Source organism: Nitrospina sp. P1_D6 (assembly GCF_052156615.1).
Lineage (GTDB): Bacteria > Nitrospinota > Nitrospinia > Nitrospinales > Nitrospinaceae > Nitrospina.
In genome coordinates this window covers 214,510-236,921 of sequence record NZ_JBQKUN010000001.1, presented here as the reverse complement: position 1 = coordinate 236,921, position 22,412 = coordinate 214,510, and the positions used below count along the sequence as shown (strand labels likewise).

The 22,412-nt window shown below is 55.8% G+C and carries 23 protein-coding genes; 3 read left to right on the top strand and 20 right to left on the bottom strand.

Going from position 1 to position 22,412, the window contains the following annotated elements; genetic code table 11:
- Window positions 1-395: 395 nt before the first annotated feature.
- From ACTRXA_RS01075 to ACTRXA_RS01035, 9 genes are all read right to left on the bottom strand, one after another.
- Complete coding sequence (locus ACTRXA_RS01075; protein ID WP_442425356.1) at window positions 396-1,598, bottom strand: tetratricopeptide repeat protein; 1,203 nt, start codon at window positions 1,596-1,598, stop codon at window positions 396-398.
- A gap of 138 nt (window positions 1,599-1,736) precedes the next feature.
- Complete coding sequence (locus ACTRXA_RS01070; RefSeq protein WP_442425355.1) at window positions 1,737-2,894, bottom strand: cysteine desulfurase family protein; 1,158 nt, start codon at window positions 2,892-2,894, stop codon at window positions 1,737-1,739.
- A gap of 82 nt (window positions 2,895-2,976) precedes the next feature.
- Complete coding sequence (gene cysE, locus ACTRXA_RS01065) at window positions 2,977-3,708, bottom strand: serine O-acetyltransferase (protein WP_442425354.1); 732 nt, start codon at window positions 3,706-3,708, stop codon at window positions 2,977-2,979.
- A 138-nt stretch (window positions 3,709-3,846) separates the two neighbouring features.
- The gene (locus ACTRXA_RS01060) at window positions 3,847-4,236 is read right to left on the bottom strand and encodes a hypothetical protein (RefSeq protein WP_442425353.1); all 390 of its coding nucleotides are present in this window, start codon (window positions 4,234-4,236) and stop codon (window positions 3,847-3,849) included.
- A gap of 108 nt (window positions 4,237-4,344) precedes the next feature.
- The gene (locus ACTRXA_RS01055) at window positions 4,345-5,775 is read right to left on the bottom strand and encodes an RtcB family protein (RefSeq protein ID WP_442425352.1); all 1,431 of its coding nucleotides are present in this window, start codon (window positions 5,773-5,775) and stop codon (window positions 4,345-4,347) included.
- Window positions 5,776-5,787: 12 nt separating this feature from the next.
- Entirely contained in the window at window positions 5,788-6,213 is a 426-nt protein-coding gene (locus tag ACTRXA_RS01050; protein WP_442425351.1) for an archease, read from the bottom strand.
- Window positions 6,214-6,227: 14 nt separating this feature from the next.
- A complete protein-coding gene (locus ACTRXA_RS01045) occupies window positions 6,228-7,040 on the bottom strand; it encodes a segregation and condensation protein A (protein WP_442425350.1) in 813 nt (270 codons plus the stop codon).
- Between the two features lie 76 nt (window positions 7,041-7,116).
- Window positions 7,117-7,857 carry a 16S rRNA (uracil(1498)-N(3))-methyltransferase gene (locus tag ACTRXA_RS01040; RefSeq protein ID WP_442425349.1) on the bottom strand — a complete coding sequence of 247 codons (741 nt, stop codon included), beginning with the start codon at window positions 7,855-7,857 and terminating at the stop codon, window positions 7,117-7,119.
- Between the two features lie 3 nt (window positions 7,858-7,860).
- Entirely contained in the window at window positions 7,861-8,583 is a 723-nt protein-coding gene (locus ACTRXA_RS01035) for an HAD family hydrolase (protein WP_442425348.1), read from the bottom strand.
- A 330-nt stretch (window positions 8,584-8,913) separates the two neighbouring features.
- Here ACTRXA_RS01035 and ACTRXA_RS01030 point away from each other — a divergent pair, with 330 nt between their 5' ends.
- Window positions 8,914-9,414, top strand: a complete 501-nt coding sequence (locus tag ACTRXA_RS01030; protein ID WP_442425347.1) for a DUF2284 domain-containing protein — start codon at window positions 8,914-8,916, stop codon at window positions 9,412-9,414.
- A 34-nt stretch (window positions 9,415-9,448) separates the two neighbouring features.
- Window positions 9,449-10,612: a saccharopine dehydrogenase family protein gene (locus ACTRXA_RS01025; RefSeq protein WP_442425346.1), complete on the top strand. Its 1,164-nt coding sequence runs from the start codon at window positions 9,449-9,451 to the stop codon at window positions 10,610-10,612.
- A gap of 48 nt (window positions 10,613-10,660) precedes the next feature.
- Here ACTRXA_RS01025 and arsB read toward each other — a convergent pair whose 3' ends face one another.
- The 10 genes from arsB to ACTRXA_RS00975 form a co-directional block, all read right to left on the bottom strand.
- Entirely contained in the window at window positions 10,661-11,698 is a 1,038-nt protein-coding gene (gene arsB / locus ACTRXA_RS01020; protein ID WP_442425853.1) for an ACR3 family arsenite efflux transporter, read from the bottom strand.
- Window positions 11,699-11,745: 47 nt separating this feature from the next.
- Complete coding sequence (locus ACTRXA_RS01015; protein ID WP_442425345.1) at window positions 11,746-12,276, bottom strand: arsenate reductase ArsC; 531 nt, start codon at window positions 12,274-12,276, stop codon at window positions 11,746-11,748.
- A gap of 5 nt (window positions 12,277-12,281) precedes the next feature.
- Entirely contained in the window at window positions 12,282-12,611 is a 330-nt protein-coding gene (locus tag ACTRXA_RS01010) for an ArsR/SmtB family transcription factor (protein WP_442425852.1), read from the bottom strand.
- 239 nt (window positions 12,612-12,850) lie between these two features.
- Window positions 12,851-13,225: a type IV pilin protein gene (locus ACTRXA_RS01005; protein WP_442425344.1), complete on the bottom strand. Its 375-nt coding sequence runs from the start codon at window positions 13,223-13,225 to the stop codon at window positions 12,851-12,853.
- A gap of 263 nt (window positions 13,226-13,488) precedes the next feature.
- The gene (locus tag ACTRXA_RS01000) at window positions 13,489-13,863 is read right to left on the bottom strand and encodes a prepilin-type N-terminal cleavage/methylation domain-containing protein (RefSeq protein WP_442425343.1); all 375 of its coding nucleotides are present in this window, start codon (window positions 13,861-13,863) and stop codon (window positions 13,489-13,491) included.
- Between the two features lie 260 nt (window positions 13,864-14,123).
- Window positions 14,124-15,350 (bottom strand): phosphoserine phosphatase SerB, encoded by a 1,227-nt coding sequence (serB, locus tag ACTRXA_RS00995; RefSeq protein WP_442425342.1) that lies wholly within the window; start codon window positions 15,348-15,350, stop codon window positions 14,124-14,126.
- 4 nt (window positions 15,351-15,354) lie between these two features.
- Window positions 15,355-15,810 (bottom strand): hypothetical protein, encoded by a 456-nt coding sequence (locus tag ACTRXA_RS00990; protein ID WP_442425341.1) that lies wholly within the window; start codon window positions 15,808-15,810, stop codon window positions 15,355-15,357.
- A gap of 46 nt (window positions 15,811-15,856) precedes the next feature.
- Entirely contained in the window at window positions 15,857-17,146 is a 1,290-nt protein-coding gene (locus ACTRXA_RS00985) for a replication-associated recombination protein A (protein ID WP_442425340.1), read from the bottom strand.
- 22 nt (window positions 17,147-17,168) lie between these two features.
- A complete protein-coding gene (locus ACTRXA_RS00980) occupies window positions 17,169-18,872 on the bottom strand; it encodes a putative ABC transporter permease subunit (RefSeq protein WP_442425339.1) in 1,704 nt (567 codons plus the stop codon).
- 4 nt (window positions 18,873-18,876) lie between these two features.
- Window positions 18,877-19,908, bottom strand: coding sequence for a YheT family hydrolase (locus ACTRXA_RS00975; protein ID WP_442425338.1), 1,032 nt, complete (start codon window positions 19,906-19,908; stop codon window positions 18,877-18,879).
- 178 nt (window positions 19,909-20,086) lie between these two features.
- Between ACTRXA_RS00975 and ACTRXA_RS00970 the strand changes: the two genes are divergently transcribed.
- The gene (locus tag ACTRXA_RS00970) at window positions 20,087-21,469 is read left to right on the top strand and encodes a tetratricopeptide repeat protein (protein WP_442425337.1); all 1,383 of its coding nucleotides are present in this window, start codon (window positions 20,087-20,089) and stop codon (window positions 21,467-21,469) included.
- On the opposite strand, the gene ACTRXA_RS00965 is transcribed toward ACTRXA_RS00970, so the two are convergent.
- Entirely contained in the window at window positions 21,456-22,247 is a 792-nt protein-coding gene (locus tag ACTRXA_RS00965; protein ID WP_442425336.1) for an SPOR domain-containing protein, read from the bottom strand. The genes ACTRXA_RS00970 and ACTRXA_RS00965 overlap by 14 nt on opposite strands.
- Window positions 22,248-22,412: the final 165 nt, after the last annotated feature.

Below are 22,412 nucleotides of genomic sequence, written 5' to 3'. Positions count from 1 at the left end.
GCATACCGGAGGCTGTCGATCCCAATAAAAGGAATGAAATCCGTCCTTCAGCACTCAAAACAAAAGGAGCCCGGACGCCCATTTCCGCAATGGAATAGTCCTGAAAACCCTCTTGGAATAACAGAATGTCTGGATCTGCTCGGTGACCCGGCCGGGGTGATCGTTGCCTGAAAGGTGCAGTGGAGTTGCCGAACCCCGCGAGAAAGGGTCCGGAGTCTTTTAACCCCGGGGCCATCGGATATGCCGGAATGATTGGGCCTTCTAACGGCAACCACGCCGGAACAATCGAAAGAATAGCTTAAAAGCCAGACCGCTTCAACAGCAAATTCCGACGCGGTGCCGTGCCCTTCTCCCGAAAATCAACCGTGTTGGCAGGACCGTAATTGAAACGGAATTCATTTGATTTCCATCAAATGCCGCTCAATTTTATCCCGTACCTCGGAAGGCGGATTCATCTGCAATGCTTTTTCCAGCGTATCGAGAGCGCGGCCCGTATCGCCCATCTTGTGCAGGGTGACCCCCATCATAAAACGGCTATCATGAACTTTGTTGCCTTGCGGATATTGGGTGAGCACGATTTCAAAGTGTGAAATGGCCTCGTCAAAGCGGCCCAGCTGGTAATAATTGTTACCCAGCCAGAAAATGATATTGTCCTGCAGGTCGGCGGGTGGGTTCTTCAGCCGGTATTCCTGGAACATCATGATCGACTCGTCGTACTGGCCACTGCGATAAGCGTTGAGCGCCTGTGTGTATTCCTGCGGAATTTTGTAGGCGGTGGCTTTCTTCATGATGGCCGGGCCCTTGCGAGGAGTGAGTTTGGCCTGCGTCATGGGGCCCGCATCTTTCATCGATTGGATTTCCGTCCCCAGGGCGTCAATCTGCTGTTTCAAGGTCTCAATGGCAGGAGCCAATCCCATCGTCTGTTGTGCAGTCATGTTGAGGTTGGTCTCCAACCGTTCCTGGGTCGCCGTAAGACGAGGCTCCATGTCCTGGATTACGGTCTGCAATTCCTTCACGCGCTGGATGAGCGCTTCCTGCTGGCTTTGCAGTATCTGGATGTCTACCTTCATTTCCTCGATGTCTGTTTTCTGGTCGATGCTGTCGAATCCCGGGTTCACCCCTTCGTTTGAAGGTGTTTCGGTGACGGGGTTTTGCGCCACCACGGTCTTTTCGGTACCCAGCGCTTCATCCTTGTCCTCCAGCAGGTAATCTTCCAGATTGTCCTCTTGCGGCTGGCTGGTTTCTTCGCCAAAAAATCCGCCGAACCCTTCATTGGAGGCGGTCTCCGTTTGCGGCGATTCCACAGGCGTCTGGCCACTCACTTCCTGGGTGCCGGCACTTTTGCCGAAAAAGTCTTCTTCTTCCTGCGACAGGGTGGATTCGTTGCTGCCGGAATCCGGAAAAAGCTGGTCTTCTTTCTTGTTCACAGCCGAACTGTCCTCCAATGTTCCACCGAGGTCCTGTTCGAACTCCTGTTCCAAAGCCAGTTCGTCTTCGGTTTTCTGGTTCCAGGGCATGGATTGACAGCCCGTCAGAAACACGACGGCGGCCAATGCAAAACTGCCTATGAGGCGGGGTGTGGTAAGCGTGTCAGGCATAGATGAACTCCCAAGTTTTGGTCCCGGAAAAGTTGGTTGGATAAAACCCATAAAAACAACCTCTTAAATTGCCCAGCATCTTATCACGAAACGCAACGGATGCCCTAATGGAAATGGGTTCCGTGAAGGTGCCAGGAATCAGGAGGCCACCTTCTGCTTTTTACGAATATCGGTCACAACCCGGATTATCGCTTTCACCACCCGGTCCACATCTTCCATTCGGTTGCTGCGTCCGAAACTGATGCGAATGGACTGCCGCATTTGCTCCTCCGGCACACCCATCGCTGTCAAGACGTCGGAGGGGAGGATGGAACCGGAACTGCACGCAGTGCCTGTGGACACGTATATTTGATCCAGGTCGAGCCGTATCATCAACGTCTGCCCATCGACCCCCTCGAATCCCAAGTTGAGCGTGTTGGGGAGGGACTCATCGGGATGACCAAAGAACCGGACCCCCGGCAAGGCCGAAACCCCGTCACGCAGACGCCGCTTCAACTGGCGCAACCGTTCGCCTTCCTGTTCCAAATCGCCTGCCGCGAGTTCGGCCGCCCTGCCGAACCCCGCAATACCCGGCAAATTTTCGGTTCCGCCGCGGCGCTTCTTTTCCTGCCCCCCGCCGACAATCAGCGGCGCCAGCTGAGGAAGTCCCCGCCGCACGTACAACGCTCCCACGCCCTTCGGACCGTACAGCTTGTGTGACGACATGGAAAGAAGGTCGACAGGCACCTCCTTCACGTCCAATGGAACTTTCCCCGCACTTTGTACGGCGTCGGTATGAAACAGGATTCCCCGGTCGCGCGCGATTTCCCCTATGCCCTCGATGGGTTGCAGGGTGCCGACTTCGCTGTTTGCAGACTGGATGGTGATGAGGATGGTTTCATCCGAAATCAGCGCCTCCAGGGCATCCAACCGGACACGTCCGAATTCATCCACGGGGGCGTAGTCGATGACGAAGCCCTCTTTCTGTAATTCCAGACAGGCATTGAGTACCGCCGGATGCTCCACCCGGGCCGTGACAATGCGACGCCCTTTGTCTCTCAATGCCCGTGCCGCGCCCAGAATGGCGAGGTTGTCGGACTCGGTACCGCCGCTGGTGAATACGATCTCCCGAGCATCGGCGTGAATGAGCGCCGCGACCTGCTCGCGGGCTTCGTCCATCTTGACGCGTGCCGAGCGACCGCGGGAATGGGTGCTGGAAGGATTGCCAAAATCCTCTTTCAGGAGAGGCAACATGGCTTCCAATACATCCGGATGAACCGGTGTGGTGGCGTTATGGTCGAGATAAATAGCGTTCATGGAACGAACCGTTTGGAATGTTGCAAGCGAGGTGCAAGCCCTGCCTTCACCCCGGGACTCACTCGGGTCATACCTTCTGGGGTCAGGATTCGTTGGAGGCTTTTTTGATTTTCGATTTCGTCGAAAGCGGTACCGGTTGAGGAGGTGGCGCGGGTTCGGGGTCGGGGTGCTCCAGGTTGACCGCATCCCGCAGGGCACGGATGTCTCGCTCCATCTGCGGAAGCCGGTCCAGAACATACTCGATGGCCTGCGACATGGGATCGCGGAAAATTTCCTCCGGGTCTTCCTGATCGGCCGAGATACCGGAGAACACCACCCGGGCAGGCACGCCGATGACCGTCGAATACGCGGGCACGCTCTGCACCACCACGGAACCGGAACCGATCTTGCTGTTCTTGCCGACGGAGATGGGGCCCAGCACCTGCGCTCCGGCGCCGATGACCACGTTGTCCTGAATGGTCGGATGCCGCTTGCCCTTTTTCATACTGAGGCCGCCCAGAGTCACGCCGTGGTACATGAAAACGTTGTCACCGATCTCGGAGGTCTCGCCAATCACCACCCCCATGCCGTGGTCAATGAAGAACCCCCTGCCGATCTTTGCCGCCGGGTGAATTTCAATTCCCGTCAACCAGCGCGCGATATAAGAAGTCACCCGCGCAAGGAGTTTCATGCCGTGCGTCCACAACCAGTGGTTGACACGGTACGCAATGAGGGCATGCACGCCGGGATAACACACCAGCACTTCAAAGGTGTTGCGCGCGGCGGGATCCTTTTCGATCGCTACCTGGATATCTTCTCGAATTTGTCTGAACATCCCCATTCAGGGCCTTTTATAGCGATTTTCAAGCAAAAATCATTATATCCCGGAGAACGGAAGGACACCATAGAAATCGCCGGATGGCGGCATCATGACGGGTGGCTTTACAAGACAATGCCCGGCTTTCGGGGTGGGTCAATCCAGGACCGTGTGCCCGCGGTTACGCATGCAGTTGCGGTACACGCGCTTGTACTTTTCCTCGGCGCTCACGCCGCCTTGCACTCCCCCGACGCCGCCTCCGATCACCGCGCCGGTCGAAGCACCCCGAACCGGGTTGCCTGTGATGAAGCCCAGCAGCCCGCCAAAAAATGCGCCAATGGCGCCACCCACAACCGAACCTTTGCCGGCTTCCTCCACCGTCTCCGCGGCCTGGGAGGCGATTGCCTTGCACTCTTTTAAATCCACTTCCAGCGTCTGTGGGGAGGAATCGGTTTTGGGATCGATCACCGGTTTGTAACTGCCGTAACTGGCGCAACCGGAAACGATGAAACTCAGTATCAGGAAAGGAATGAAAACTTTGGTCACGGGGCTGGATGGTCCTCGATGGTTCAACATTCAAAAATTATATCAAAATTTTCAATAACTTAAAACTACTCAACGGGAAAAAGCCTGAAGACCCTAGAAAAGCCAAATTCAACCCTTCACACAGACAATGGGCTCCACGCGTGCCACCTTGCGGGCCAGTCCCGCTGTATGCGCCGCCTCCACAACCTGGCTGACATCCTTGTAGGCACCGGGGGCTTCCTCCGCCACGCCGCGTTGCGACGGGCTGCGGATGAGGATGCCGCGCCTGGCGAGGTCATCGATCACCGCCCGCCCCTTCCATAGCTTCGTGGCCTGACGCCGGCTCATCTGGCGTCCGGCACCGTGTACCGCCGAGCCGAACGACAGCCCCATGGTCCGGTCGGTGCCGCAAAGAACGTAAGACGCCGTGCCCATGGTGCCGCCGATCAGTACCGGCTGGCCCACCTTTCGGAAGGCTTCAGGGATATCAGGGTGCCCCGGACCGAAGGATCGCGTCGCCCCCTTGCGGTGAACGAAAACGGTTTTGGTTTTGCCGTCGATCTGGTGTTTTTCCATTTTGCAGGTGTTGTGCGAGACGTCGTAGAGCAGGTCGAGCTCGGCTTTGGGCAGAACATGTTCGAAGGTTTCACGCACGAGGTGGGTGATGATCTGCCGGTTGGCCATGGCGCAGTTCATTGCCGAACGCATGGCCCCCAGGTACCGCTGGCCCAGTTCGGAATTGATGGGAGCGCAGGCCAGTTCGCGGTCCGGCAATTGGATGTCGTGTCCGGGTGCGGCAATGGCCATGGATTTCAGAAACTCGGTGCCTATCTGGTGACCCAGCCCGCGCGAACCGCAGTGGATGGAGAGGACGATATCCCCTTCCCGCAAACCGAAGGCTTTTGCCGCGTCGGCGTCATACAAATCGGTGACTTCCTGCAATTCGAGGTAATGGTTGCCGGAGCCGAGCGTCCCCATCTCGTCTTTCTGCCGCTTCTTGGCCTGCGGTGAAACGCAATTCGCATCGGCACCCTGCATGCGGCCTTCCTCTTCAATGGACTTCAGGTCTTCGGCGCGGCCCCAGCCAAGACCGACGGCCCACTGCGCACCGCCTTCGAGCATGGCGTCCATCTGTTCGGGATCGAGCGAGATCGCCCCGCGGCTCCCCACCCCCGCCGGAATATTGGTGTATAACAAATCGGCAACCGTATCTTTCACGCGTTCGATGTCGTCACGCACCAGCCCCGTGTGCAGGGTGCGCACACCGCAGGAGATGTCGAATCCCACACCGCCGGCGGAGATGACGCCGCCTTCGTCGGGGTCGAACGCCGCCACGCCGCCGATGGGAAAACCGTAACCCCAGTGCGCATCAGGCATGGCGTACGACGCCTTCTGGATACCGGGAAGAGCGGCAACGTTGCTCACCTGCTCGTGGACCTTGTCGTCCATGCCTTCGATCAGGTCTTCCGTGCCATAGATGATCCCCGGTACGCGCATCGGTCCGGTGGGCTCGATCCACCATTCGGTTTCGCTTATTTTGTTCAGACGTTTTTTCTGCACGGGATTCTCATTTCACACATCGACAACACACTGGGCGACCCAGAGTCCCGGGGTTTTCTTCTCGACCCTGAGGGCGGTGAAGGTCGCCCCTTTCACTTCGACGGCAGGTTGATGCCGGGCACGGTCCACCGGCTCGCCCCAGGCCGTGGCCGTGAGCCGGATTCCGTTCAAGATACTCACCTCAAAGCGGGAAAACAACAGGCGACGCGTCGACATTTCGTAGATGAGTGCGTTCAACCAATCGACAAACAGGTATTCCGGGTCCGGGGCTTCGCAGGCGATGGGGACTTCTTCTGTTTCGGCGACGTCTTTCGGGTCGGTGACGACCGCCGTCAACGCCAGCGCACCCTGCTCAAATGCCGATTCCAGCGTGGGACCGATGCCGCGCACACCCATGTCCGCATCGTGCGGAAAGTGTTCCCACGTGGCGTCCGGCATGGTTTTCTTTCTTGTCAGGAGGCTTCGTCTGTGACGGGCGGGGTTGTGTGCGGTTCCGGGTCTTTGAAATCCTTAAGCGCCGCTTCCTGCTTTTCCCGGTCGGAGTCGAGGTACAGGCGGATGGTTTCGAAATGCTTGCTCTGCTGACAGCGTGCCAGCTTCATGCGCATCAATTCCAGGATGGCGAGGAACGTGACGATGACCTCCTGCTTGGTGGTGGCTTCGTCGAACAACGCCTCGAAGGAAAGGCTCTCCACCTGGTTCAACCGGCCCAGCACCCCGCGGATGCGGTCGGTGACCGACAGCGTGGTGATCTCGATTTCGTAGTCTTTGTGGAAGGATTTCTGGTCGAGGACTTTTTTGAACGCGCTGAACAGGTCGAACACCGTGGCATCGACCAGCGTTTCCTCTGTCTCTTCTTCATCCTGCTCCGCAATTTCCACCGGAGCATGGCGGGTGAAGATCTGCTGGCGTTCGTGTTCCATCTGCCGCAGTTTGAAGGCCGCATCCTTGAACCGGCGGTAATCGAGCAGCCGCCGTGCCAGTTCCGAGCGCGGATCGGTGCCCTCGTCACCTTCTTCCTCGTGGGGACGTTTCTGCACCGGGAGCAGGATTTTGGATTTGATGCGGGTCAGCTCTGCCGCCATCACCAGGTACTCGCCTGCCACCTCCAGGTTGAGGTCCTGCATGAGGTCGAGGTATTCCAGGTACTGTTTGGTGATCTCGTTGATGGGGATGTCGTGGATATCCATCTTCTGCTCCTTGATGAGGTGCAGAAGCAGATCCAGCGGGCCTTCAAAAATGGGAAGCTTGAACTGGTAACTCATGGTTGCGTGGGCGAACAGGTTGGCATCGTGAGCAATGTACCACCATCGCGGGGCGAGGCAAAACGAAAACCGGAGTTCATAAATCCCCCCACCGCTGTTGCAGGAGGGAGAGGATGACGAGGGAGACCGAATCGGCGCGCAGGGTGCGGGGACCCAGTCCCACCGTCCGGAAGCCGCGTTTTTTCAGGAACTCGACTTCCTGTAGCTCCCAACCCCCTTCAGGGCCGGCCACAAAGGCAATCGACTCAAATGCCTTGTCCCCATTGTCAACGTCGCGCAGGCGCGCCCGGGTCTCGTCTTCCCAGAACAGGAGTTTCAGGTCGCAGGTCTCAACCTGATCGCAAAAATTTTCCAGATCGGGGATGTTGGGTCCGACCTGCGGGATTTTGGATCGACCGCACTGCTTGGCCGCTTCCTCGGCGATGCGTTGCCAGCGTTCCAGCTTTTTTTCTACTTCCTGTTTTTTGATTCGCGCTACGCACCGACTGGTTTCCAGCGGCAGTACCTGGTGAACCCCCAGCTCCACCGCCTTGCGGACCAGATGGTCGAAGCGGTTGCCCTTGATGAGCGCCTGCCCCATCACGATTTTCACCGGTGATTCTGTAGCCACGCTGACCTCGGTCACCACCTCTCCTTCCACTTCTTTCGCACCGAGGCCGGTGAGCCGCACCTGCCACTGCCGTCCTTCATCATCCACAACGAAAATGTGGTCGCCTTCACCCAGGCGCAATACCTTGCGGATGTGGTTGACATCAGAGCCGCGTACAACCACACGCTTTTCGTCGATCTGGTCTGCCGGAACGAAGAATCGATGCATGGCTCAATCGGCACACACGATCTTCGGTACATCGTGCAGGGTGGAAAGAACATGATCCGGCTTCAATCCCGGGGGCACCGGTTCGCGGTCTCGGTTGATCCACGCGGTCTGCATGCCCACAGCATGAGCCCCGGTAATGTCCGCCACCGGGTTGTCACCGACGAACAGGATGCGTTCGGGGGACAGGCCGAGCCGGTCGATGGCCAGTTGGAATATGGTCGGGTGTGGTTTTCTGAAGGGGACTTCCGATGAATAGATGGAAAATTCAAAGTAATCGCGAAGGCCCAGCATTTCCTGCTCACGGTCCTTCATGTACCCGGGGTTGGTTGTGTTGGATACAACGCCCATGCGAATGCCCCGTTGTTTCAGGCCTTCGAGCACCGCGACCGTTTCCGGATACACCTTGCGCCGGGAATAGATGTCTTCATAGTACAAGGTCATGAGTTCCCGCATGGTGGTGCCGTTCAGCGTAATGCCGTGGCGAAAGAACAGGGTTTGCAGGGCGATCTCGAAGCGCGCTTCGAGCCCACACTCACGAGACACCGCGATCATGCTGTAGAAGAGGTCGTGGCAGGAGCGGTAAGCTTTTTCGAAGTCTGGAAGGACGATCCCCTTTTTGGCCAGGTGATCGAAAACTTTTTTAAGAGGAACGCGGTCGTCTTCATCAACAAGGTCGACCAGGGTATACGCCCAGTCGAACAACACGGCTTCGCAGGATTGACTCATGGCTTGTCGGAATTCATTGTATAACGTGTTTGGTACATCAAAGGTGGTTTTGTCCGTTTTGATTTCATTCTGCAATAATCGTTCTAAAAACAGAAGATTTATTGGACGGGGTCAATGAGGAATGGCAAATGGAGTCAATCGACCGGTCTGCAGTCACCGGACCTCACCAGAAGGAGAATAAGTTCTGGCCCACTTACGGTGAACCATGTTGTAATATATCATATACTTTTTTGATACAATTCACGCCTTCATCACACTTCGACATCTCACCTGCAAGGGAGTTCCATGATTTCAGATTTGCCGAACGTCAAGAATCTGCCCACGGACCGAGTGTCTGCATCACAAATGATTCAGGAAGCGGAAGCTTTGGGCAGTGCCCGCGCGAAGGTGATCCCGGTCCATGAAATCGCTCTGGGCCACTGGGTGCGCCTGCGATGTCAGTTCGGGTGCTCCTGTTTCAACCAGCGCCATACGTGCCCCACGTTCACTCCCACGAGTGACGAAATGGCGGATATTCTTTTGAATTACGGCCGGGCAATGGTAGTCGAAGCATCGAACTCGGAGGGTGTGCACACACTGGTACTCAGCCTGGAAGCCCGATTGCGGGAGAAGGGGTTTTTCAAGGCATTTGGTATGGGCGCCCTGCCTTGTAATTTGTGCGAGGTGTGCAACATCGAATCGAATTGCAAGTATCCCGATCGAGCCCGCCCCACCCTGCAGGCCTGCGGCATCGACGTTTCCCAAACTTTGTTGAATATCGGCTGGGATTTTGCGGTAAAATTCCAACCCTGTACGGAAGGTCACAAAATAGGTATGGTGCTTCTGGACTGAGTCCCCCGAAAATTTCCAGGAATGTTCTTATCCCATGAGCTATCGGTACGCCGTCCTCGGCGCCGGACGCCAGGGCATCGCCGCGGCCTACGACCTGGCCCGGTTTGGCGATGCTGCGGGCATTACCCTCTTCGATTCCAATTCCCTTTCCGCCCGGCAGGGCGCCGAACGCATCAACTCCTTACTGAGCACTCGATGCGTTCATGCAAACACCCTGAATGTTACTGACCGGAAGGCTCTGTCCAAAGCGTTAGCAGAAATCCACGCCACGGTGAGCGCAGTGCCGTTTCAGTACAATCCCGGCATCACCGAAGCGGCCATTGAAGCCGGGTCCAGCCTGGTGGACATGGGTGGAAATACGGAAATCGTGCGCAAGCAGTTGGCGATGGGCGACCGTGCCGAGGCGCAGGGCGTTTCCATCATACCCGATTGCGGGATGGCGCCCGGCCTCAATATCAACATGGGCGTGCGCGCCATGGAACTGGTGGAGGAGCCGGAAGAACTGCACATCTGGGACGGCGGGCTCCCGCTGAACCCGCAGCCGCCATACAACTACACTCTTTTATTTCACATCAACGGCCTGACCAACGAGTACGACGGCCACGCTCACTTTCTTCGCAACGGGCAGGTGACGGAAGTGCCCTGCCTGACCGAACTGGAGTTGATCGAGTTCGAACCGCTGGGTACGCTGGAAGCGGCGGTCACCGCCGGAGGATTGAGCACCATGCCGTGGACATTTGAAGGCAAGCTGCGCCGGCTGGAAAACCGCACCCTGCGTTACCTTGGCCACTGGGAACATTTCCGCACGTTTCAGGAACTGGGGCTGTTCAGCGAGGAACCGGTTTCCGTGAACGCGCGACGAATTTCGCCGCGCGACCTCTACCATAAACTTCTGGAGAAGAAAATTCATACGGAAAACGTGCAGGACATCTGCCTGATCCGGGTGCAGTGCACAGGGACCTCCAACAACAAGATGGCATCCTGCACACTGGACCTGGTGGAGACAGCCGATCTGGATACCGGGTTCACCGCCATGGAAAAGCTGACCGGCTGGCATGCCTCCCTCATCGCCATCCTCGCCGCCAAAGGCGCATTGCCGCGCGGTGCGGTACCGGTGGATTCGGCGCTCAGCGGTGAAACCTTTGACCGGGAAATAGAGAAACGGGGATGGGAACTGCGTAAAACCGTAACCCCCTGAAAAACCAATCCAGACACACACCGGACAGGCAGTCAGTTCTCCTGACCATCAAACCGGGGCTTTGACCGGCTTGTCGTACCAGGTTCGGGTGGCGTTGGTGATCCGCACCACGGAGAGCATGACCGGCACCTCGACAAGAACCCCCACCACCGTCGCCAGCGCCGCACCGGAATGAAACCCGAACAGGCTGATGGCCGTCGCCACCGCAAGCTCAAAAAAGTTGCTGGCGCCGATGAGGGCCGAAGGCGCCGCCACACAGTGGGCCACGCCAAAGTGCCGGTTCAGCACATAAGCCAGCCCTGAATTGAAATAAACCTGAATCAATATGGGAATCGCGAGAATACCGATGATCATGGGTTGCGCTAAAATCTGATTTCCCTGAAATCCGAACAACAAGACCAGAGTTGCCAGCAACGCCGACAGGGAAAAAGGATGCAGAGTGTCCAGCGTCCGTTTCAGCGCACTTTCACCTCCCTTCCGTAACAAATGCATTCTCCAGAAATGAGCCACGATGACAGGCACGACGATATACAAAATTACCGACAGGGTCAGGGTTTCCCACGGGACGGTGATCGAAGACAATCCTAAAAGCAAACCGACGATGGGGGCGAAGGCGAAAATCATGATCACATCGTTGAGCGCCACCTGGGTCAGCGTGAAATGCGGTTCGCCATTGGCAAGATGGCTCCACACAAAAACCATCGCCGTGCAGGGCGCCGCCGCCAGGATGATCAGGCCCGCAATGTAGGATTCAATCTGCCCCGCGGGCAAATACGGGGCAAACAGATGTCCGATGAACAACCAGCCCAGAAGCGCCATGGAAAACGGTTTGACGGCCCAATTGATAAAAACCGTGACCCCGACGCCTTTCCAATGAGCCCCCACTTCATGCAGGGCCTTGAAGTTCACTTTAAGGAGCATGGGAATGATCATGAGCCAGATCAGCGCCGCAACCGGAATGTTGACGCGGAATACCTCCATCCGGCCGATGGACTGAAACGGTCCCGGCAACCAGTGACCGAGAACGATGCCCGCCACAATGCAGAGAAACACCCAAATGGTCAGATACTTCTCAAAAAATCCCATCGAAAGGGCTTTCTTACTGTAAACAGCGGTGGAATTTTGCACAACATTCATTCCCGTCTCCCCAGGTATTCGGCTTCGGATTTTTTCAACCGTTCCACCAGTTGTGCGGTGTCCAGCGTTTCAAAGCAGGGCTCCAGCAAAACTTCAATCCTGCGCTCCAATTCTTTATAAATCCGTTCCGTCACGTCCATGCGTTCCGCATAAGACCCCTCGAATCCAGCCGGATCCGGCAGGCTCCAATGGGCGGTCAACGGACTTCCCGGCCAAACGGGGCACACCTCTCCAGCGGCATTGTCACAAACCGTGACCACCACATCGAAGACAGGCGCACCAGGATGGGTGAACTCCTCCCAGCTTTTACTGCGCAGGGCGCTCATCAAATGTCCCTGTTGAACGAGCAACTCAAAAGCAAGCGGATGAATGGTTCCGGCGGGATGACTCCCGGCGCTGTAAGCGCAGAAACAACATTCGCCCCAGTTGTTCAAAATGGCCTCGGCCATGATGCTCCGTGCGGAATTGCCCGTACATAGGAACAAAATGTTATAGCAGGGCTTTCTGGATACCGGGGGGCACTGCATTTTTCTTAGTCCGTTTCTTCGCACGTCGGCGGCAGGACACAGTCTTCCGGGTTCCCTTGACAGCAATTTTCGGTGAGGTACGCCATCAACCCGTTCATGGCTTCAAAGTTTGCGGAGTAGAACAGGGTTCGCCCCTCCCGGCGGCACCGAGCCAGATCTCCCTTTTTCAGCTGGCTTAAGTGAAAGGACAGCGTGGAAGGCGGTAAATCCAGTTCCTCGCTCAACTTCCCAGCGGGAAGACCGGTTTTGCCCGCTTGGATCAAAAGTCGGAAAATCTGGAGGCGGCTCTCCTGGGCCAACGCCGCCAAAGATGCTACTGCATTTAATATTTCCATATTTCTAGAAATATCAAAATTAATATGATGGGTCAATAAAAATCATCTCAACGTAATGGAATCCCTCCGATGGTCTTTAACAAAAGGGAAATAGCAGGTGGCAGGCCACTGAAAATTTTCGGGAATGTGCAACCTGGAGGGTATGGATTGAAACTATCAGGGGCTCGATCGGCGAGGAGGCTCTTTTAAGAAAAAAATAATGCCTTGAGCAAGGGATGGGAATGCGGGGCTCCAACCTGTCAGTTGATGGCGCCATCATTATTGATGGTGAAGGTATTGGAACTGCTGAGATGCTGTGCGGTTGCGGAAAAACTGGTTTCATCCCCGGACCCGTTCACCGTGACGTCGGGAGGGTCGATGAATCCATAGGCGGGATTGCCGGCCACGGCGGGGTCACAGGTATTGGTGCCCCCCTGGTCATCCCAATAGACCCGGCATGAAATGAAAAGATGCCGCAAGGTGGATTTGGAATCCGAATCGTACGCCCGTTCCTTGTATTGAGTGAACTGGGGAATCGCTATAGCGGCCAGGACCGCCACGATGGCAATGGTGATCAAAACCTCGATCAAGGTAAAGCCGCGTTGGTTGAAAACCCGTTTTCGGTAAGAATACATGAAGCCCCGGAAATCATTATTCCTACTTCCAGAGTAAGGCCCATCCAACGGGATGCAAACAAATTCTGCATTAAATTAAGTGGTGGAGCGAATAAACTATTAGCTTATCCGATAATTTCTGGAGAATCACCAAGGGGGATGGAGGGTCCTGTTTTTGATCGCAATGGACCCTTTTTTCTCAAGGACAGGCCCTGCAAGAAATGCAATGTGGCCGGGGTGCATTGCAAAAGGGTAAGAGGAGCGTTGTTCCCGGGTTTCGGGCTTCAACTAATACTGCCGTTACTGTCTATGTTGTAGGTATTGGTGCTGTCGTTATGCTGCGCGGTGCCGGCAAAGGTGGTTTCCGTTCCGGAAGCGGACAAGGTGATGTCGCTCGGATTCACAAAACCATATTCAGGTCCGGCGGCCACGGTGGGATCGCAGGAATTGGATCCCCCATTGTCATCCCAGTACACCCGGCAGGACAAAAAAAGATTCCGCAAAGTGGCCTTGGAATCGGAGTCGTACGCCCGTTCCTTATACTGAGCAAATTGGGGAATGGCGATGGCGGCCAGTATGGAAATGATGGCGATTACGATCAATAATTCGATCAGTGTGAAGCCGCGCTCGGAGAAACGTGCGTTTTTGTGCAATTCCATGATGCTCTCGTGAAGTTTATTATACACCCAGAATAATCTCGCTTCTCCAAATTGCAACTGAATTCTGACCCAACTGCCGGAAAATGGTTTCTCCAGATATAGTTCTTTCCATATTTGCAGTAAAAAGGAAGTTGAGTGAGGCTGGGAATTTCGGTCTGTAACGGGACCTTTTTGAACTTTTTGGAGGCTGAAGAGAGTATCCGGCTTTCCACCCGGAAAAACCTGAACGGCCCGAATTACCGGGAGACATGAATTTTTCTTCAGCCGGGCTTTCTCTTCACGACCTGCCGGAGTTCCTGCAGTTCGTTCCCGCTGATTCCGAGAAAGTACAGGATCAGTTCCAGGTTGGAAGTGCTGATGATGGCTTGCGCGTGCTTCTGCACGATGGGTTTGGCGTTGAAGGCGATTCCAAGACCGGCGCGGGCGAGCATGTGGATGTCGTTGGCGCCGTCCCCCACAGCCACGCATTGCTGGACCAGCAGACCTTCTTTTTCCGCCACCGATTCCAGGATGCGTTCCTTGGCGCGGGCATCGACGATGTCGCCCTCGAGTTCTCCTGTCACCCGGCCGTCCCTGATCTGAAGCTGGTTGGCGAAGCCGTAATCGAGGCCGTATTTTGATTTCAGTTTATCGATAAAAAACTGGAATCCTCCGCTGACGATCGCCACCTTGTAACCCAGGTGCTTGACGATGCGGACGAGGTCCTCCGCTCCCGGCGTAAGTGGAATGCGCTCGAACAATTCCTCCAGCTTTTCTACCGGCAGGCCTTTGAGCAACTGCACGCGTTCGCGAAGAGCCTCCGTGAAATCCAGTTCTCCGCTCATCGCCTTGTGGGTGATGGCCGCGAGCTGGTCCCCCACTCCCGCCAGCTTGCCCAACTCGTCGATCACCTCGCATTGCAGGAAGGTCATGTCCGCGTCGAAGACGATCAGCCGTTTGTTGCGGCGGAACAGGGTGTCCTCCTGCACCGCAATGTCCACGTCGAAGTTTTCCTTGAACTTGAGGAGCGCGTTGAGCACATCCACGTTGGTCAGCAACTGCTTTCCCCCCACCACGATTTCGAGCACGTGGTGATCGCCGTAATCCAGTTGCTCGATGCGTGGGATGTTGATGTCGAGTTCGGCGATGGTGCGGGTCAGTTCGAGAAAGGCAATGGTGCCGATGCGCCGTCCCAGGACGGTGATCACCAGCCGGTGGCAATACGGCGCTTCCGGACGGTAACCCGGCCGCCACGGATAGACGTTGATCTTGAGGCCGGACCGTTTGCTGTAAGCCGCAAATTTCTCTTCCAGCTGCAAAAGGATTTCACTGTCACTGCTTTCAAGCAGGAGGGAGAGGTTCAACAGTCCGCTGAACACGAACTGCTTGATGTCCACCACCAGCGCTTCGCACTCCACGACGGACTCCAGCGCTTTGGCGAGGATGCCGGGACGGTCCTCCCCCGCAATATGGACGTGTACCTGATACCTGTGTGGGAGTTCCAGCATAGACTCAGAACTGGGGGTTGTACCGCCAGCCTTCACGTTTTCTGCAGGTCCAGCCGGAATTGATTTGGAAGGTCGAAAGATTGTCCAGCGTCTGCGACTCGAACAGCGCCACCACGCCTTTGCCTTCGATGGGGTTGTCCTTCAAATGCAGCCGCTTGAGTAAAGGCAGGCATTTCGATTCGGCCAAATACTGGAGTCCCTGGTCGGTGAGACCGTTTTTATTGAGGTTGAGGTACTGAACGTTGGCAAGAAGGCCGCATTCCGCAAGCTCGCGCACGCCTTCGTCACCCAGATCGTTGTCATCCAGGTCCAGCCAGTTGACCTCCTTCATGCGCTCCGACTGCCATAACAGGCGCGCCTCTTCCGCCGACAGGCCGAGACCGCTGAACATGGCCTGGTTGCCGCGCAGGCGGCCTTCGAAAATGTCCTCTACCGTGTTGAATTTGGTTCGCGATGTCATCCTGCTGAAAAACCTTTCCGTGATTCGGATAAACCTATCTGATATATCAAGTTTCGTCCCGTTTGTCATCCGGGAGATACTTTTTTCCCCGCAATTCGGTGGGCAGGTATTGTTGATCGACCTTGCCATCCGGGTAATCGTGGGGGTACTTGTAGTCCACCCCATACCCGTATTTTTTAGCGTCCCGGTAATGCGCGTCTTTCAGGTGATCCGGCACCGGGTAGGCCAGCCCCTTGTTTTCGATGTCGCTGAGCGCGCTGTCGATGGCGGTGATGGCGGAGTTGTCCTTGGGAGCCCGCGCCACATAAATGACCGCCTGCGCCAGCGGAATCCGTGCTTCCGGCAGGCCGATTCGCTCCACCGCATCGGCGGCAGCATTGGCCACGACCAGCGCCATCGGGTCGGCATTGCCCACATCCTCAGCGGCGGTCACCACCAGCCTGCGGGCGATGAACTTCGGATCCTCGCCTCCGGCGATCATTTTGGCCAGCCAGTATATCGCCGCGTCGGGGTCCGATCCACGCAAACTTTTCTGGAACGCCGAGGCGTGGTCGTAGTGCTCGGTTCCATCCTTGTCGTAAAGCACGGTACAGCGCTGGATGATGCTCTCGATCATCTCCCGGTCCACGGGGGTCGCCGCTTCCGGGTCTCTCTGCAGATGGTAGCTGACGGCGGAATCCAGCACATTCAGTGCCCGCCGGGCGTCGCCGTTGGCGTGGCTGACAATCAGGTGCAGGGCCTCGTCGTCGAAAGCGACCGGATAACGACCCAATCCGTGGTCGCGGTCCTTCATCGCCCGCTCCAGGATGCCGCGCACGTCATCCGCACTCAGGTAACCCAGCCGGAACACCTGGCATCGGGAGCGGAGCGCCGGGATAACCTCGAACGACGGGTTCTCGGTAGTGGAACCGATCATGCGGATGGTGCCGTTCTCGACGTAGGGCAGAACGGCGTCCTGCTGGGCCTTGTTGAAGCGGTGGATTTCGTCAATGAACAAAACGGTTCGGCGTTTCTGGCTTTTCCACAATTTCTGCGCGGTCTCGATGATGTCGCGGATGTCCTTCACCCCGGCGTTGACGGCGCTGATCTCGAAAAACTGGCTCTGAGTGACGCGGGCCACGATGCGGGCGATGGTGGTCTTGCCGCAACCCGGCGGACCCCACAGGATGAACGACAGCCCTGTGTCCTTTTCGATGAGGCGGCGCAGGGGACTGCTCTCCCCCACCAGGTGCTCATGGCCGAACAATTCCTGCCAGTCCGAAGGGCGCATGCGGTCCGCCAGCGGTGCCTGCGGCAGGCGGCTGTTTTCGTTTTCCAGTTCAGGAAACAGTTCCATTCAACACCTAGTGATTCACCCTTTATATATCCATGGTGCGCAGGGCGCGGATGCCCCGTTTCATCGGAATCCACGTGACCAGTACAGTGAGGACCACGATCATGCCGTAAAAAACCGGAACCTCGATGCCGCCCACGAACTTGAACAAAAATTTTTCGTTGAAGTGAACGTACATGGGACGAGCGCTCAATACCAGAACCAGCATCACGTAGGCCAGGCTGGAAATCATGAACAGGATGCCGCCGGTGCCGGTGGAGATCTCCGACATGTTTTCGTGATCGAACCGGGGATACATCGCCCCCATGCCAACACCCATTCCAACCAGCCCGGTGGTGATGAGCATCACGCCTATAATTGACATCTTCATCACATAGGCATCCACCTGCAAAAGGTAATTGGAGGCCACGGTCAAAATTTCCGCCACCACCAGCAACGGGGGCCAGTACATCCAGAACTTGGCAACGAGGAAATGGCGCATGTCCACCGGCGCAGTGTAGAGCGTCCACATTTTCTTTCCTTCAATACTGATCGACGAAAAGACGAAGCGCGCAATCAGTGCAGATAGCACGAAGCCGATCAACCCGATATTCAGCACCGAAACCACGTTCTTGAGAACCAGGTTATCGAGCGGCAGGTTCATGATATTGAAGATGTACACGATCACCAGAACCAGCAAAATGAATATTTGCGACCAGTGAGCCGGATCGCGGGCAAACACTTTGAGATCCTTTGAGATCAGCGCCTGCTTCATCGGTCCGATGGGCAGGTATGCAAGAAGCGGTTTCCGGTGGCCGTTGTTTCTTTTCCTGGTGCGTGGGGCGTTTTTCACCTCCTGGTAACTGCGCCAGCCGGAAAAGTAAATCCGGCGGCTGATCCACGCAAACAGGACCAGCCCCACCCCGGCGGCGGCATACAGAAAACCCAAACGCCCAAAACTGATTTCAATATTGCCTTCGGTCCATGCCGTCAGTCCCCGCGTGATCCAGCTGGATGGCAGATACGGAAACTCCGGCACGCGCAGGCTCTCGACAAAGTCGATGATGACTTCATCCGACACTTTCTTGTCGAAAAATTTTTCCGGCGACAGGAAACGGAGGAAGGCCACCAGTCCGGCGACAAAAAACAGGCCCAGAAACGAAAGGATCTGATGCGCCTTGTCGGTGGGGAAAAACCGCATCAACACCATGATGCCCAGCACACCCAACGCGCAGGGCAACACCACAAACGGTAGAAACGACGCAATCAGATAAACGTAATAGGACGCGGTGACCTTGAAGTAATATCCGTAGGCGATGAACATGGGAAGTGAAAACACCAGCACCACCCACGATGCGTTGATAAGGGTCTGCACGAACCGCACGTGAATGATCGCATCCGGCACCATGGGAAGGGAATGCAGAAATTCCAGATCGGAGGAAACGTAATAGATGGCCAGTGCGGCTATGATGGTCGAGAACAACAGCATGGCGAACAAGGTGAGGAAAACCACGTTCAGTAACTGAACGATCAGTTCCTCCCCGACGCGCAAGGGCAGTCCGTCGAGGTAAGCCACCATACGGTAGAAGAAAACGTAGTCGGCAATGAGAAACAGCGTGCCCAGGGTACCGATCAGCAGCCAGCGGGTAACTTTGTCCCTGTTGGGCCGGCCAAAATGATTTTTCATGAACTTCAACCGCACCGCCGACAGACTTCGCATGTTCACCCACCACGGTTGAATCGTTTCCATTCCCTTACCTTTCCGTTTTGGGTGTGTGGGCCCGCACCCATTCGACGCAGACGTAGTCCATCCACCGCCGGTCCCCGAAGGGAGTGCATTTGCGAGCAATGTATCCCATGTGGCCGCCCCCCTTCGGATTCACAAATCTCACTTGCGTGGCGGATTCGATGCCTTCGAATACCGAGGGCGGAATGAAGGGATCGTCCTGCGAACACAGTAGGGTCGTCGGGGTGCGGATTCGGTCCAGAAACTGACGCGAACTGCACGTGTCGTAGTAGTCCTCCACTGTAGCGTACCCTGCCGCGGGAGCGGTATAAAGCTCATCAAATTCCCAGATGGACCCCGCCCGTTTCGCAGGGGCAAAGGCATTGGGAAAACATTCACGCAATGCATCCAACTGGTTGTACATGAGCCCCAGATAGTAACGGTTGAACGTGCGGGCGAAAGGTCCGTGACTGATGGCGCGGCTGGCCGCTTTCAAATCGACGGGAGGATTCACTGCGAAAGCGGCGCGCAATTGCGGGATGGGATCGTGCCCCTCTCCCAGGTATTTAAGCAGGATATTTCCACTCAGGGAAAACCCGATCGCGAGCAGGGGCGAATCCGGATAACGGTCTGTGATGAACTGCAGGACGGCTTTCAGGTCGCCACTGGAGCCGCCATTGAACAGGCGGTCGCACAAGCCCATGCCGGGCCCGCTTCCCCGGTGATTCATCATGAACACGCCGTACCCCTCCTGCCCCAGCTTGTTTGCGATCCGCCGGATGTAAGCCGACTCACTGCACCCGCCCATGCCGTGCATCATTAATACAAGCGGGCGACCCGGAGCCTGCGGTTTCAGTTCCAACAGTGCCAGCACGGCGTTTTCCTCAAGCCGGATTTTGTGGAGCGTTCGGGAAGCAATGCGCGTGTCGCCGGTCCATTGGGAACTTACAATGGTTTGAGCCACGGGTCCGGGAATCAAAACATGGGGTTTGAAGGGCATCCAGAATGGATCGATTCCACTGTCGCCTCCGTTCTTACCAGGAGTCGGGGTTTGCTTCACAGGTGTTCCTTCTCTAAATAAAAGGGAATTCGATGGGGGTTCCCCATTTAAACTGATTCGTGGTTTAGGGTATTATACCGTTACCGGATACCTGCTTGGCAAGCCTATTGCCATTGTTGGCTTGGATTGGCGGGCGGTACCGGAAGACCCATAATTTTTATCTGGTTGGCCTGGTTTTATGTTCCGTTTGAAAGTTTCTATTCTGGTTTTGGCGTTCAGCCTGGTCCTGCCCGCGGGCAGTTTCGCCGGTGACTTCGATTCCACCCCTCACCTGAAAAGAGCTCAGGAAATGAGCCTGCTTGGAAAATGGCCGGAAGCGGTGGAGGCATTCCAACAAGCGCTGAAGGAGCAACCGGACAACAACTGGATTCAGGCCAATCTGGGTGTCGCTTTAAGCCGCTCGGAACGCAACATGGAAGCCCTGCTGGCTTTTGAAAAAGCCCTGCAAATGGGATACGACAATGCGGAATTCCGTTACCTTCGTGGCTTGACGTTTGCCAAGGTCAATCTGCTGGCCGATGCCGCGAAAGAAATCGAACTGGCGCTCGAAATGGATTCCCAGCTCAAGTTTGCGGATTACGACCTGGGCCTCATCTACGAACACATGGGCGCCCATGACAAGGCGCTGGCCCAGGTCACCAAACTCTACCGCCGGAACAACACGCTGGCACGGAAACTTTACTTCGAGCTGACACCGGAATACAAAATCGCGGCAGTGGATGACGGCGGCTCGTTGAAGGGCAAGGTGCGCATGAATGGCTCCATTCCCAAACCCCGGGTGTTCCACCTGATCAACATCCCCAACATAAAATACTGTTCCCGCATTTCAGACGGCCAGGGTCACCGCATCCTTCATGATTTCGTGGTGAACGACACAGGGGCTTTGAAAGACACGGTCATCGCGATCCTCAATGTGGAAAAGGGAAAACCGTTTCCCCGCAAGATGACCAATGTCACCATCAGCCGTTGCCAGGCGGACCAATATGTGATCGGATTCAAAAACGGCGAGGACCTTCTGCTTGAAAACACAGACCCCATCAAGCACGAGATGGCGCTCTATGAGGTCAATGGTGTGTACAAGTACCAGGTGTCGAACAAAAACACCATGCCCCATTCGTCTCAGGTGCGGTCACTGTTCATGAAGCCGGGAGCGCCGGAGTTGATTTTGAAATGCAACCTGCACCCCTTCATTCAGACGCGGGGCCTTATGGTGGCAAATCCCTACTACGCGGTGACGGACGCAGAAGGCAACTTTGAAATCCACGATATCCCTCCCGGAACCTACGAAGTGATGGCGTGGCATCCATTCATCCCGAGCCAGACCGGAACCATCACGATTGAAAAGGGGAAAACCGCAAAACTGGATTTCACGTTCGAGGGCGAGGAAGAACGCCGTAAACTCTACCAGAACGACACCAAGGGGTACCGCTTCAACACGGTATTTGAGAATGAGGAAGGATTTTACGGGGGCAAACGGGAAATGGACCCGGTCGAGGTTCTTCAGCAGTTCAACAACACCGACCGATACATCGACGTGGGGGACTCTCCTACTGAAGAGTGAGGATCATGGTTTGGAGAGAATCCCGCATGCGGGCCAGACGCGCCGCATCCTCTGCCGCACCACGCCTTTCAAACTCACCTAAAAACACCCGGTACCAGACCCCTTTACCAGGCAAAGCCACCTGTGTGTAAAACGCGGGATAGCCTTTATTCTGCAGCTCTTCTTTAAACGCACGGGCACGCTCCACTTCCCGGAATGAACTAACCTGAACCTGGAACCGCGGATCGCCGGATGAGGTGACAGTGGATTCATTCACAACTGCCCTCTCATTTGAAGATTCGCCAGACCCGGTTTGGTCGGACCTGGTTTCCCCCGAATCATCGACCAGCGCTTCAAGTGCCCTGATTTTCTCTTCCAGGCTGGACTCCGTTTTCTTCTGCACCACCTGCACCGGTTCCGATTCGGGTAAGGCTATTACCGGCTCCTCCGGCCCTAAAATCGATTTCCCGGCTTCCACTTCCAGCTCGTTGACCAGCGATTCCTGTTCGTAGCCTTCCATTTGGATAATATTTCCATCCAGGTCAATAAACCGGTTCTGGCTGACGTCCGTGAGCGTGTCGAAAAACGTGAAGTCGTTTTTGACCTCGGGACCAGGCACCACATCCAGCAATTTACTTTTAAAGTTATCGGGTTTGATGGCCCGTACTTTCTTCACTGCTTCAGAAAGATTCTCGCTTTCCAGGGAGGGTGCAAAAATATCACTGCGCCAGGCATAACCGGTACCGGCACCGATGGCGATGAAAAACAGGATCAGGATGAAGCGGGTTTTCAGATGCATGACAGCCCCTCACATTGGCGGTCCACCGCGGGTTTGCCCTATAAGTCTTTGATTTTATGTGATTAAATGTGGAACAAGTATAACATGATTTTTTAAAATTTAAACAAATTTTATCAAAAACCATGGACCCCTGATGCCTGCGGGTCGCGGATTGCGAAGGGGAGC

Excerpts from the sequence above, each read along its gene's own strand:
- ACTRXA_RS01075 (WP_442425356.1), bottom strand. The coding sequence starts at position 1,598 with ATGCCTGACACGCTTACCACACCCCGCCTCATAGGCAGTTTTGCATTG.
- ACTRXA_RS01070 (WP_442425355.1), bottom strand. The coding sequence starts at position 2,894 with ATGAACGCTATTTATCTCGACCATAACGCCACCACACCGGTTCATCCG.
- cysE (WP_442425354.1), bottom strand. The coding sequence starts at position 3,708 with ATGTTCAGACAAATTCGAGAAGATATCCAGGTAGCGATCGAAAAGGAT.
- ACTRXA_RS01050 (WP_442425351.1), bottom strand. The coding sequence starts at position 6,213 with ATGCCGGACGCCACGTGGGAACACTTTCCGCACGATGCGGACATGGGT.
- ACTRXA_RS01045 (WP_442425350.1), bottom strand. The coding sequence starts at position 7,040 with ATGAGTTACCAGTTCAAGCTTCCCATTTTTGAAGGCCCGCTGGATCTG.
- ACTRXA_RS01040 (WP_442425349.1), bottom strand. The coding sequence starts at position 7,857 with ATGCATCGATTCTTCGTTCCGGCAGACCAGATCGACGAAAAGCGTGTG.
- ACTRXA_RS01035 (WP_442425348.1), bottom strand. The coding sequence starts at position 8,583 with ATGAGTCAATCCTGCGAAGCCGTGTTGTTCGACTGGGCGTATACCCTG.
- ACTRXA_RS01025 (WP_442425346.1), top strand. The coding sequence starts at position 9,449 with ATGAGCTATCGGTACGCCGTCCTCGGCGCCGGACGCCAGGGCATCGCC.
- arsB (WP_442425853.1), bottom strand. The coding sequence starts at position 11,698 with ATGGGATTTTTTGAGAAGTATCTGACCATTTGGGTGTTTCTCTGCATT.
- ACTRXA_RS01015 (WP_442425345.1), bottom strand. The coding sequence starts at position 12,276 with ATGCAGTGCCCCCCGGTATCCAGAAAGCCCTGCTATAACATTTTGTTC.
- ACTRXA_RS01010 (WP_442425852.1), bottom strand. The coding sequence starts at position 12,611 with ATGGAAATATTAAATGCAGTAGCATCTTTGGCGGCGTTGGCCCAGGAG.
- ACTRXA_RS01005 (WP_442425344.1), bottom strand. The coding sequence starts at position 13,225 with ATGTATTCTTACCGAAAACGGGTTTTCAACCAACGCGGCTTTACCTTG.
- ACTRXA_RS01000 (WP_442425343.1), bottom strand. The coding sequence starts at position 13,863 with ATGGAATTGCACAAAAACGCACGTTTCTCCGAGCGCGGCTTCACACTG.
- serB (WP_442425342.1), bottom strand. The coding sequence starts at position 15,350 with ATGCTGGAACTCCCACACAGGTATCAGGTACACGTCCATATTGCGGGG.
- ACTRXA_RS00990 (WP_442425341.1), bottom strand. The coding sequence starts at position 15,810 with ATGACATCGCGAACCAAATTCAACACGGTAGAGGACATTTTCGAAGGC.
- ACTRXA_RS00985 (WP_442425340.1), bottom strand. The coding sequence starts at position 17,146 with ATGGAACTGTTTCCTGAACTGGAAAACGAAAACAGCCGCCTGCCGCAG.
- ACTRXA_RS00980 (WP_442425339.1), bottom strand. The coding sequence starts at position 18,872 with ATGGAAACGATTCAACCGTGGTGGGTGAACATGCGAAGTCTGTCGGCG.
- ACTRXA_RS00970 (WP_442425337.1), top strand. The coding sequence starts at position 20,087 with ATGTTCCGTTTGAAAGTTTCTATTCTGGTTTTGGCGTTCAGCCTGGTC.
- ACTRXA_RS00965 (WP_442425336.1), bottom strand. The coding sequence starts at position 22,247 with ATGCATCTGAAAACCCGCTTCATCCTGATCCTGTTTTTCATCGCCATC.